The 10,932-nt window shown below is 30.8% G+C and carries 9 protein-coding genes; 3 read left to right on the top strand and 6 right to left on the bottom strand.

Annotated elements, in window-relative coordinates; all coding sequences use genetic code 11:
- Window positions 1-335: 335 nt before the first annotated feature.
- Both RCH18_RS15555 and RCH18_RS15550 read left to right on the top strand, forming a co-directional pair.
- The gene (locus tag RCH18_RS15555; RefSeq protein ID WP_326937694.1) at window positions 336-803 is read left to right on the top strand and encodes an RDD family protein; all 468 of its coding nucleotides are present in this window, start codon (window positions 336-338) and stop codon (window positions 801-803) included.
- 122 nt (window positions 804-925) lie between these two features.
- Window positions 926-2,269 (top strand): deoxyguanosinetriphosphate triphosphohydrolase, encoded by a 1,344-nt coding sequence (locus tag RCH18_RS15550; RefSeq protein ID WP_326937693.1) that lies wholly within the window; start codon window positions 926-928, stop codon window positions 2,267-2,269.
- Window positions 2,270-2,476: 207 nt separating this feature from the next.
- Here RCH18_RS15550 and RCH18_RS15545 read toward each other — a convergent pair whose 3' ends face one another.
- Both RCH18_RS15545 and RCH18_RS15540 read right to left on the bottom strand, forming a co-directional pair.
- Window positions 2,477-3,511, bottom strand: coding sequence for a DUF3078 domain-containing protein (locus RCH18_RS15545; RefSeq protein ID WP_326937692.1), 1,035 nt, complete (start codon window positions 3,509-3,511; stop codon window positions 2,477-2,479).
- A gap of 38 nt (window positions 3,512-3,549) precedes the next feature.
- Entirely contained in the window at window positions 3,550-5,331 is a 1,782-nt protein-coding gene (locus tag RCH18_RS15540) for a 1-deoxy-D-xylulose-5-phosphate synthase (RefSeq protein WP_326937691.1), read from the bottom strand.
- Window positions 5,332-5,409: 78 nt separating this feature from the next.
- On the opposite strand from RCH18_RS15540, the gene RCH18_RS15535 reads away from it, so the two are divergent.
- Window positions 5,410-5,853 (top strand): nucleoside deaminase, encoded by a 444-nt coding sequence (locus RCH18_RS15535; RefSeq protein WP_326937690.1) that lies wholly within the window; start codon window positions 5,410-5,412, stop codon window positions 5,851-5,853.
- 145 nt (window positions 5,854-5,998) lie between these two features.
- Here the strand turns inward: RCH18_RS15535 and RCH18_RS15530 are convergent, their stop codons facing one another.
- From RCH18_RS15530 to RCH18_RS15520, 4 genes are all read right to left on the bottom strand, one after another.
- A complete protein-coding gene (locus RCH18_RS15530; protein WP_326937689.1) occupies window positions 5,999-8,776 on the bottom strand; it encodes an outer membrane beta-barrel protein in 2,778 nt (925 codons plus the stop codon).
- 168 nt (window positions 8,777-8,944) lie between these two features.
- Window positions 8,945-9,166 carry a type II toxin-antitoxin system YoeB family toxin gene (locus RCH18_RS16170; protein ID WP_442788174.1) on the bottom strand — a complete coding sequence of 74 codons (222 nt, stop codon included), beginning with the start codon at window positions 9,164-9,166 and terminating at the stop codon, window positions 8,945-8,947.
- Between the two features lie 43 nt (window positions 9,167-9,209).
- Window positions 9,210-9,434: a hypothetical protein gene (locus tag RCH18_RS15525; protein ID WP_326937688.1), complete on the bottom strand. Its 225-nt coding sequence runs from the start codon at window positions 9,432-9,434 to the stop codon at window positions 9,210-9,212.
- Window positions 9,435-9,623: 189 nt separating this feature from the next.
- On the bottom strand, window positions 9,624-10,682 hold the full coding sequence (locus tag RCH18_RS15520) for a hypothetical protein (protein ID WP_326937687.1): 1,059 nt from the start codon (window positions 10,680-10,682) through the stop codon (window positions 9,624-9,626).
- Window positions 10,683-10,932: the final 250 nt, after the last annotated feature.

Here is a 10,932-nt window from a genome sequence, read left to right as displayed (position 1 = left end):
CTTCTGATCTAAAGTCCATTTCTTGTATTTCATGTTTCAAATATATAAGTTTGAAATTTAAAATAACACTCCGAACTTATCGGGGGCTAAACTATAAAGTTTGAAAAAAAACATTCATGTGACATTTTATAAGAATAAGAATATTTGAAAGAATTGATAACTGATTTAAACGATATAACTCGAATTTCTTCCCCTACTTCTCTCTTTCAAGTACTCAATAATGACTCAGTTTTATTACGATTGCCATCCAATAACTACGCAAAACAGTATTAATTCAGTATATTTGGGAAAGCGGTTTAATAAACTGTTGTATTGCAAAATAAAAAACCAAAAAAATGGAAATTAAAGAGTTTATGATTACCGATGATTTAATAGCATCAAAAGGACAACGCTTTCTTAACTTTATCATAGATTTATTTGTGGTTTACATGTTTACTGTTGGTATCGGTGCTGCAATAAACATAATAGGAGAAATAACAGAAAATTATAAAATGTCAGAATGGATCGTTACCTTGTCTTTAACTGAAAACGTACTATTTGGGTTGGTAGTTTTATTCTTTTATTATCTCATTATGGAATTCTATTTTTCTAGAACTTTTGGTAAATATTTTACTAAAACAATGGTGGTAAAGCACAATGGTACTAAACCAAAGATAAAAAACATTGTTATCAGAACTTTAGTGCGTATGATTCCATTAGATCCATTTTCCTTTTTATCTGCAAATTTAAGAGGTTGGCACGATACATTATCGGTAACGTATGTTGTGGACAAACACAAATATATTTCAGTAATGAAATTGTAAATATTAAATTACAGAATTTCATTTAAAAACGGCTGCCAATTTTGGCGGCTTTTTTTTATTTTAACTGGTTTGTTTTTCTTTATATTCGCTGCTTTAATTTTAGAATAAAACATCAAGGAGAAATGAACTGGGAACAACTTTTATCATTAAGAAGACAAGGAGACAAAGGCAAAAGATTGCGTGTAGAACAAGACGACACACGACTAGGTTTTGAAGTTGATTATGATCGTATTGTTTTTTCGGCGGCTTTCAGAAGTTTGCAAGATAAAACTCAAGTGATTCCACTGTCAAAAACTGATTTTGTACACACTCGATTAACGCACAGCTTAGAGGTTTCAGTGGTGGGTCGATCTATTGGGAGATTAGTTGGAAAAAAAATTATTGAAAAATATCCGTATCTTAAGGAAGTTCATGGTTTCCACATGAATGATTTTGGAGCCATAGTCGCTGCGGCTTCATTAGCGCATGATATTGGAAATCCACCTTTTGGACATTCAGGTGAAAAAGCCATTGGCGAATATTTTTCAATAGGAAACGGAAAGCAATACAAGCAGCATATTACTGATAAGGAGTGGCAAGATTTGATTGATTTTGAAGGCAATGCTAATGGATTTTCAGTGCTAACAAGTTCACGTCCTGGAATAGAAGGGAGCGTTAGATTGACCTATGCCGTGCTTGGTGCATTTATGAAATATCCCAAAGAAAGTTTACCAAAAAAACCAACAAGTAACATTGCCGATAAAAAGTACGGTTTCTTTCAAGCAGATAAAAATTTCTTTGAAGAAGTAGCAGTTGATATGGGTTTAATTTCTAATAAACCTGAAAATTACATTGGATTTGAGAGACATCCACTTGCTTATTTGGTGGAAGCTGCCGATGATATTTGTTATACCATTATTGATTTTGAAGACGGAATAAATTTAGGTCTAGTATCAGAGGATTTTGCATTAGAATATTTGATTAAATTAGTACGAGATAGTATTGATACTTCTAAATACCAAATACTCACTACTAAAGAAGATAGAATTAGTTACTTACGCGCTTTAGCAATAGGCAGCTTAATCAATGATGCTGTAAAAGTTTTTGTAGAAAATGAAGAGGCTATCTTAAATGGAAAATTTCCTTACGCCTTAATGGATAGAAGTAAATACAAAGTTCAAATGGACGATATTATCAAAATTAGTGTTGATAATATTTATCAAAGTAGGGAAGTAATTGAGAAAGAGATCGTGGGATACCAAATCATACAAACACTTTTAGATAAATTTATAAACGCTTACAACAATAAGTACGACGGAAATGAATCTAATTATGATGCGCTTATCTTGAAATTACTACCAGAGAAAAGACATATTGAAAAAGATAATTTATATGAAAGATTATTACATATTTGTCATTTTGTATCTATGCTTACTGATGGCAATGCACTACTTCTATATAAAACAATAACTGCGGTAAAAAATTAGTTTTAATTGTAATACAAAAGGAGATTTAAAACGGGGCTGATAAGATTACTATATTGCTACGATTTCATCATCAGAATAAGCGAATATCTATTTTCTAAAAATTTATCTTCACATTTATATATTTTTTAGACTGAGCGAAGTTATAGTGACAATCAATCTTCGCTCAGATAATTGATAAATAGTAATACTTTTTGCTACAAAGACTTTCTAAAACACATATTCCAGTCCAACACCTATTGCTTGTCTTACTTGTGTTTTTGGGCCTTCAGTTACTTGAATTCCTGCAACTTCTTGTTTCGATTTGATATCGTCATCATATATTACATGAGCCCCAATGTTGGCTTTAACATATTGGTTAACACGAAGTTCTATCTGAAGATCGCAATTCACATCTATATTTCCAAAACGATTTATATAATCGGAATATAAACTCAATCGATTTTCTAAAATAATATTTTTAAGAATTTCTTTTTTGTATTTATTCGTTATAAGAAAACCAAATTCAGTTTTTGACTGTTTCCCTTCTGAAATTAAATTTTTGTCTTTATCATAAATAGCTCTCTGAACTCCAAAAGCTCCTTGATTAGCAAGTCTCTGGTCTAATACTAAGGTAGTTTTAAATGTAAATGGAGAGATATAAAAGGTTCTATTTTTTTCTTTGTTAATGTTTTCGGCACCCATTCCTGCAAACATATAAGCTGGTGCAAATGGTTTTGAAATAGCCTTACTCGTATTAGGATAGGCATAACCATTAGTAAACTGAGTATTAAAATTGAATTTAGCGGAATGAAACCAATTTGAAGTTGGATTATTTCGGTAACCAAAAGTTGAATTAAATTGAAACTGATCATCTGTTTTCTTTACATCTTTGCCATCTTGTTTATTGACGCCATATCTAAAAATTAATTCATTAGACCAATTTAAATTTAATCTTGTATAATTTCTAACAAATTTACCTTTAAGCAGTCCCGAAATTGAACTGGTACCTCCCGCATTCCAATTTACAAATGCCACTTCAGAGATGTCTAATCCTAAAGTATTTTTGTTACTCCAATACGTTAAAGGGAGATAATGAGTTTTTGTTCTTATTTTTAATTTAATATTCATTGGTTTTACCGCCACTAATTTTGTGATTGCAGGCTGAAGAGTATCATTTAAATAGGCTGTGGGCATCTCTTGTGAAAAGCAATTAAATGATATAGTCAAGGTTACAAACAAAAACAAGTGCGATAATAATTTCATAATGATGTATTTATATTAAAGTTGGCAAAATAATTATTTTAATACTTTGAAAAAAGTTTTTCAATACTTTTAACGTCAATTTTACAATATTGTTGTAATTCAGCTACATTTCCTTGTTCAATAAACGCATCAGGAATTCCAAGAATAATTACTTGCGAATCATAATTATGAAACGACTTAAATTCTACTACAGCACTTCCAAAACCACCTTTTACAGCTCCATCCTCAATGGTGATAATTGTTTTGAAGTTTGTAAATATAAAATGCAACTGTTCTTCATCCAAAGGTTTCACAAAAGCAAAATCATAATGCGCAATATTTTCGGGATGTTTGAGAAGCTCAATAGCCAATGTAACATTATTTGCTACAGTTCCATTAGATAAAACGGCAGCATTTAAACCCTCTTTAATACAAGTGCTTTTACCCAATTGTACTTCTTGATATTTCCCAAAAAAATCAGATTGCCAATTTGCAATAAAGCCGCGACCTCTAGGATATCTAATGGCAATAGGACTATGTAATCCAAGTTGTACCGTGTATAAAATATTTTGTAATGCTATTTCATCTTTAGGAGAATAAATCATCATATTAGGAATGCAACGCATATAAGCAATATCAAATACGCCGTGATGTGTAGCACCATCTTCTCCCACTAAACCAGCTCTGTCTAAACAAAATATGACAGGTAAATTTTGTAAGGCTACATCATGTATAACTTGATCATAAGCTCTTTGTAAAAACGTTGAATAAATATTGCAATAAACAATCATTCCCTGGGTTGCCATTCCAGCTGCTAAAGTGACAGCATGTTGTTCGGCAATTCCCACATCAAAAGCGCGATCAGGAAATTCATTAATCATCAAATTCAGTGAACTCCCTGAAGGCATTGCGGGTGTAATGCCAATGATGTTTTTGTTTTTTTTAGCCAAATCTAAAATGGTTAAACCAAAAACATCTTGGAATTTTCGAGGCAAATTTTCCTCTGATTTTTTAAGTATTTCTCCAGTATTAGCATCAAATTTTCCTGGAGCGTGGTATTTTACTTGATCTTCTTCCGCTTGTTTTAATCCTTTTCCTTTTTTTGTAATGATATGCAGGAATTTAGGTCCTTTTATTTCTTGTAATCGTTTTAATTCTTTGATTACGGCAAATATATCATTCCCGTCAATTGGCCCTGAATAATCAATATTCAATGACTTTATCATATTATTTTGCCTTGGATTCTTGCCTTCTTTTACAGCGGTAAGATATTTTTTTAATGCGCCAACGCTTGGGTCAATTCCTATGGCATTATCATTTAAAATCACTAACAAGTTGGCATCGGTAACTCCTGCATGATTCAATCCTTCAAAAGCCATTCCTGAAGCAATAGAAGCATCGCCTATTACTGCAATATGATGTTTGTTATAATCACCTTTCAAATTAGATGCAATGGCCATTCCTAATGCTGCAGAAATAGAAGTAGAGGAGTGGCCCACGCCAAAAGCATCATAATCGCTTTCACTCCTTTTTGGAAAACCCGAAATACCGCCCAATTGCCTGTTAGTATGAAAAACGTCTCTTCTTCCTGTTATTATTTTATGTCCGTACGCTTGATGGCCTACGTCCCAAACTAATAAATCACATGGTGTATCAAATACATAATGCAAAGCTATGGTAAGCTCTATTACTCCTAAACTAGCGCCTAAATGGCCTTCCTTTACAGATACAATATCTATAATAAAATTGCGTAATTCTTGCGCTAGTTGAGGAAGTTGACTCTCTTCTAATAGGCGTAAATCAGAGGGAGAATTTATTTTTGAAAGTAAATTTGTTGACATAAAGCAAATGTACGAATTGAATTCTTATTTTTGTTTCCTAACAAAAAATACTCCTGCCTTAACTCTTTTTTATTGCTTATGATAAATTTATTTTCTGATGAATACTTTATGAAAAAAGCGTTGCAAGAAGCAGAATTAGCTTTTGAAAAAGGCGAAATACCTGTGGGAGCCTTAATTGTAATCGACAATAAAGTAATTGCTAGAAGTCACAATCTAACGGAATTACTGCATGATGTGACTGCTCACGCCGAAATGCAATCAATCACCGCGGCGGCTAATTTTCTGGGTGGAAAATACCTAATAGGTTGCACATTATATGTTACATTAGAACCTTGCCAAATGTGTGCTGGCGCTTTGTATTGGAGTCAGATTTCTAAAATTGTTTATGGTGCTAGCGATGAAAATCGCGGATTTGTAAAAATGAGAACTCAATTACATCCTCGCACGAAAGTAGTAAGTGGAGTGCTGCCCGAAGAAGCTGCTGATTTAATGAAACGTTTTTTTGCACAAAAAAGAAGGTAACAAACGATCTGTTACTAATTTATAAAATAGTGCAGCAAACTGAAAAAACTATTGAAAATAATTTGATCTGATATTGCATTTAACAAGACCGCTAAGCCCTTTCAAAAAAAGTACTTAGCGGTATAACTTTACAAATCAATTATTTTTATCCATCGTAATTCATTCCACGATTTCCACCACCTCTATTATTTCTGCTGCCTGGAGGATTTTTCATTCCTGAGAAATTCTGAATCTTATATGTTAACGAGAACATTCCGTAGCGTTTTAAAATGGTGTTTTCGTCATCGCGAATAGTTGTAGCTGATATAGTCCTACTAGAACTTTGGTTTTGATTTAATAAATCATACACTTTAACTTTAGCAATAAAATTTTTATTAAAAAAGCTGTATGATAAACTGGTGTTCCATAAATAAAAATCCTTCTTAAAATCAGAGGAAAGCCTTGAATTATAGGTATAACCAAAATCATTTCCCCAAGTCCAGTTTATAGGCCAATAACTAGTAGTTTGGATATTAAATCTATGCACAACATTTGAGTTAGATTTTACTAAGTAATTTTGATATTGTGTTTCATTATAGGAAAAATTATAGGATGGTGTAACGGTAAACATTTCGGCATAATCATAATTAAGGTAAAGTCTTGGACTAATACCAGTAGAGGTTGCATCAAATAATACGCCGTCAGTAAAACCTTTAGATGTTGAAAAATTAGCATTTAAAGAAATTCCGAATCTCAATAAATTCGATTCTTGTTTAATGGATTTATTCCAACTTCCTCCACCAGAAATAGTATAAGTTCCAGAAATGTTTTCATAAGTTTTGGTTCGTTTTCTATTAATATCATAAATGGATGATGAAATTATTTCACTACTAAAAAAATCACCATTCACATAAATGTTATAGCCTGTACGACTACGAAAGTCAAAATTTCTATAATTAATATTAGCGCTATGCTTTTCATTTGGCTTTAAGTCAGGATTTCCTGTAATAGTGTTTAATGGGTTAGAAAGATTGACAATAGGCAGTAACTGATTTGATGATGGCAATGAAACTGAATAATTATATCGTGTAGTAAGCGACTTAGAACGCTCAATATTATATCTAATTTGAGTACTTATATTAGGTAAAATATATTTTTTATTGAGATTAGTTGCCTGATTTAAGTAATTAGAATGATTGTCGTATTGAACAATTGAAGACGATGAGTTAATATCTACATTAACTTTATTTTTTTCAAAACGGATTCCAGCCTTTGGTGTAATGCTATTTTGAGTGGATGAGGTATAATTAGATTGCAGTTCGTTGAGATCTGAATATTCTTGATTTAATGGATTAAAATTATAATTTTTCACATCATTGCTATTGTTGCGATAATTGTATTCCATTCCTATTTTAAAGCGAATAGAATCAGAAACGGGCTCAGTATATTCAATTTCTGCAGAGTAGGAATCATTACTGTTTTCAGAAATGTTATTCAAATCGCGTTTATCACTAGTTTGTGTGGCGTAATAAATAGTCTCTGATTTAATAAATCCAGTCGAACTCGATTTTGTGTTATTATTATTTAAAACAACACTTAAATTTCTCGCTTTTTTATCAAATGACTTATTGAAATTGATTGAATTGCCAAAGTTGTTTGATTCGTATTGATTACTCGATTTAGACTTAGAGTCATTTTTTAAAGTGCCATTTTCCTCTTTAGAACTACTTTCTGATTCTGATGAATTATTAGATGTGTTAGTTGAAAATTTTGGAGACGCAAAAATTCTAATACTTGGGATGGCTTTATATTCTAACTCAAATCCTGCTTTATTACTTGTATTTTCATTATTGGATTTTGATTGTGATTCCGAAATAAAATTTCCTGTTGGCAAAAAATTGATGGTTTTAGATTTATATAAATTTTCAGTTTCTGTGTTTGAAAAATTATAATTTCCTGAGGCTTGTAAACCCTTAGTCCATTCATCAGAATAGTTGACCCCTAATAAATTAGATTGCGTTATACCTCTACCAACACCACCAGTTGTTCCACCCCTATTATTTCTACCACCACCCATATTATCGAAAACTTCATCCATTGAAAAACCTGGAGCATTGATATTATTAGATGACCCTAAAACACTAATTTTTCTATTATTATTAAATAAATTAACAATAAAACTCGACTCGTAACGCTCGTTAGTCCCGTATCCGCCTAAAAATTTACCAAAATAGCCTTTATTTTTTTCTTTATCTATTGTAATATTGATACTTGAATTCTCTGAAGTAGATTCTGATTTAGAATATTCTTCTTTTTTTGTTTTAAAATCAGAAACCTGAATTTTATTTATAATTTCAGCGGGTAAATTTTTTAAAGCCATAGTGCCATCACGGTCAAAAAATGGTTTTCCGTTCACTAATACTTGATTTACGTCTTTTCCATTTACCGTTATTTTGCCATCACTATCAACTTCAAATCCAGGAAGTTGTTTTAATAAAGTTTCAACATTTGAATCAGGACGAACTTTAAATGCTGATGCCTTAAATTCGATAGTGTCATTTTTAACCCTAATAGGAGGTTGTTCCCCGATAATAGTTACTCCTAGAAGCATATTTGCAGATTCTAAAAGTGATATAGTTTTAAATTCTCTATTGCCGTTAATTTCTTTTAACTCCTGTTTGTAATTTTCAAATCCCATATAAGTAACTTTCAAGAAAACAGGTTTGTCTTGCTTTTTTGCAGTGAATATAAAATCTCCATTTTTATCAGTTAGTGTATATTCTAGCATAGTAGAATCTTTAACAGTTGTCAAATAAACAGTCGCTGATTCTAGAGGGAATTTATCGTTAGCTCCTAGTATTTTACCTTTTATCGTGTATTTTTCTTGGGCATTGGCGAATACAGAACAGATTAAAAAAAGCAGAATACAGTAGGATTTTAGCATAGTTGAAATATTTGACTTCCTCTAAGATGTCAAATAAGTAGAAAGGTTTAATTATGAAGTGTAAAATTTGTATTTATTGTTACTTCGAGTATAAGTAACGAGATTGTTTTTAACAAAAAAACCCTGGGTTCATAAAGGGTCTACTTAAATTATTAAATGAGTAGTAGCTTATTTATTATTATAAAGTCCTAAAGCAGAAATGATAATAGCCACTACTTCTTCATGGTCGATGATTTCATAAATCAATCGGTCTTTTTTGTTGATTTGTCTAGACCAAATGTTGACCTCTTTGTATCTTAATTTCTCGGGTTTGCCAATTCCAGTTGCAGGATGTATTTCGAGTTCTAAAAATATTTTTTTAATTTTTGAGACATCCTTTTTTTTCCAGATTTTTTAATTTTCAACAAATCAGCAAGTGCTTCTTTGCTTATTTCTATTGAAAATCTGTCCATATATTTTTGGTGTCAACTTTGGAGTAGCGTTCTTCCCTGTAGGCAGGATTTTGAAAATTATTTTGGTGTTTTTCAAGTCTTTCAATTATCTCAGGATTAGTAATTTCATTGTTTTGCTCGATTACTTCCACATCAAAAGCTTTCAATATCTTTTTGATGATTGAAATTTTAGAAACGTCTTTTATGTTTACAGTAAGTGTAGTCATTTTGATAAGTAATTAATTTATAAAGGTTTGAAATATTTTGGTTGATAAAGAGTTGATGAAAGGGGGTTTACATAAACTCTTTTCCAAAAAAGCAGATTTATTTCAAAAAGAAAGGGACTTTCAAAATATATTTAAAAATTTATGAGAGCAAGAAAAAAATTAATTTGTATGTGATAAATCAGGAAATTTCTATAAGTTTTGTCTTTGCAAATATTTCTCGTATTCTTTTTCAACGAAATCTTTTCCTGGTTCCCATAAAGAAATAATTTTGCCAACTTCATCAAATACTTTTGCATTGTTTCGTTCGCTAATAGTTTTCATCGCTTGATAGCTACTTCTAAAATTCTCAATTCTTTCACATGCTTTTTCAAGTTCAAAAAACGTGACTGGAGTTTTTTGTGCTCTTAATTTTAAATAATTTAATAAAATTTGGCTGTTTTTTTGATCTAGTTTATTAAACCAAACTGGAACCTTTTTGTAAATTTTTGCTAATTCCATTTCTTTTGAAGTTCCATCGTAATTCTCGGAACTATTTCGCGGACTTTGCAAATAAATTGTATGCTGCGCTTCTATTTGAATTTGTGAGGAATTATAAATTTTAACCTTAAAATCTTCTAATACTTTTTCTACAATATTTTCATTGTAATCATTCAAAAGTTTGTCCTTCAATTTGTTTTTCAAAAATTCACAATATTCAGAAGTAGAAATTTCTTTTCTTAAGTGGTCAATTACTTGGTTATCCTTTATAGTCTCAATTTTTTCTTGAATATATTTTTCAATATTTGCTTGACTAAATGTTTCTTTTTGAAAAAGATTGATAAATTTTAAACCTTGTGGATTGTCTTTTTTAAAAGAAATTGTTTCTAATAATTCGAATTGGTTTGTACCAACCAAAGAGCCATCAATAAATATTTTGATTTCATTTCCAATAAGAATACCAAAATTTAACCTTAACATGCGCATGTACGAGGAAAGCTGGAATTGATGGTCCGGATTTTTTAAATCTATGGATAGTTTTTTAACTTCAATGACAAACAAATTAGCTCCGTTTGACTTTATTATTAAGTCGGGTGTAATTCTGTTCGAAGAACCAATTTGTATACTTTCTCTAACTGAAATTTCTTTTTTAAAATGACTCCAGCCTAATTTCTCAAATGCTTGAATAACTTTAAGTTCAAAAATTTGTTCAGATGCGTTAATAGAAACACTCTCTGATAGTATAAAACATAATTCATTCCATTTTTCCATAATTTTTTTCTTTTTGTCTTAAATACTTCCTATAATCAAAAGTAGCTCCGTTACTATTATCGCTTGATTGTTTACCATGTACAAAAACAAATATATAAAACATTTAGGTTGTTGAGGAGAGAATAATTGTTTTTAAGAATTTAATTTTTAAAAGAAAGGCGGATTCAAGTCATAAATGCAACTTTTTGCTGATTTATCAATTTATGTAAATATACTTGGTTTGGTGTTTTAAAACCAAATCTTTTTCTCG

The sequence above is a fragment of the Flavobacterium sp. PL11 genome, assembly GCF_035985025.1.
Classification (GTDB): Bacteria; Bacteroidota; Bacteroidia; order Flavobacteriales; family Flavobacteriaceae; genus Flavobacterium.
This window is presented reverse-complemented; position numbering and strand designations above follow the sequence as displayed.

What these genes read in the sequence shown, in the direction of transcription:
- RCH18_RS15525 (WP_326937688.1), bottom strand. Translation starts at nt 9,434, where the DNA reads ATGACTACACTTACTGTAAACATAAAAGACGTTTCTAAAATTTCAATC.
- RCH18_RS15520 (WP_326937687.1), bottom strand. Translation starts at nt 10,682, where the DNA reads ATGGAAAAATGGAATGAATTATGTTTTATACTATCAGAGAGTGTTTCT.
- RCH18_RS15530 (WP_326937689.1), bottom strand. Translation starts at nt 8,776, where the DNA reads ATGCTAAAATCCTACTGTATTCTGCTTTTTTTAATCTGTTCTGTATTC.
- RCH18_RS15535 (WP_326937690.1), top strand. Translation starts at nt 5,410, where the DNA reads ATGATAAATTTATTTTCTGATGAATACTTTATGAAAAAAGCGTTGCAA.
- RCH18_RS15550 (WP_326937693.1), top strand. Translation starts at nt 926, where the DNA reads ATGAACTGGGAACAACTTTTATCATTAAGAAGACAAGGAGACAAAGGC.
- RCH18_RS15545 (WP_326937692.1), bottom strand. Translation starts at nt 3,511, where the DNA reads ATGAAATTATTATCGCACTTGTTTTTGTTTGTAACCTTGACTATATCA.
- RCH18_RS15555 (WP_326937694.1), top strand. Translation starts at nt 336, where the DNA reads ATGGAAATTAAAGAGTTTATGATTACCGATGATTTAATAGCATCAAAA.
- RCH18_RS15540 (WP_326937691.1), bottom strand. Translation starts at nt 5,331, where the DNA reads ATGTCAACAAATTTACTTTCAAAAATAAATTCTCCCTCTGATTTACGC.